The organism is Blastomonas sp. UPD001 (assembly GCF_003426715.1).
In the GTDB taxonomy this organism is placed as follows: Bacteria; Pseudomonadota; Alphaproteobacteria; order Sphingomonadales; family Sphingomonadaceae; genus Blastomonas.
Genome location: NZ_QKVT01000168.1, coordinates 1 through 600, shown reverse-complemented (window position 1 = coordinate 600; position 600 = coordinate 1). Strand labels below are relative to the sequence as shown.

The 600-nt window shown below is 73.0% G+C and carries 1 protein-coding gene; it reads left to right on the top strand.

Annotated features, from left to right (window positions below; translation table 11 throughout):
• Positions 1–600: amidohydrolase family protein (locus DM995_RS20165; protein WP_502696628.1), on the top strand; the 600-nt coding region annotated here is incomplete at both ends.

The following is a 600-nucleotide window of genomic DNA, read 5'->3' as shown; positions in this document are numbered from 1 at the left end:
GCCCGCCTTCCATTTCGGCGGGATCAGCCGCGCCGCGCTGATGCCCGATCAGAACCCGCCGCTCGATCACCCGGCGCGCGTGCGCTTTGCCGCCTATTCGGGCAAGCCCGATTTCTGGGTGCACCCGCTCGCCGCCGCGACGCGCGATCTCGCGGGTACCGAGATGGCCGAGATCGCGCTGATGCAGGAGGCCGGCGCGCGCGCCGTCGCCACCGGGCGGCGCTGGATCATCGATACCGGGGTGATGCATCGGCTGATGCAATATTGCGCGATGCTGGGTCTGCCGCTGATCGTGCACAGCCAGGACCATGGCCTGTCGGGCACGGCGGTGGCCACGGCGGGCGAGATGGCACCCCGGCTCGGCCTGCCGCAGGCCCCCGCCGAGGCCGAGAGCATCGCCATCGCGCGCGATCTGGCGCTGGTGCGGATGACCGGCGCCCGCGTCCATTTCCGCCAGGTGACGACGCGCGCAGGGCTCGCGCTGGTCCGCGCGGCCAAGGCCGAGGGGCTGAGCGTCACGGCGGGCATCACGCCTGCCCACCTGTTCCTCTCCGACGTGGCGCTTGGCGGGGTCCGCACCTTCGCCCGCCTCTCGCCCCC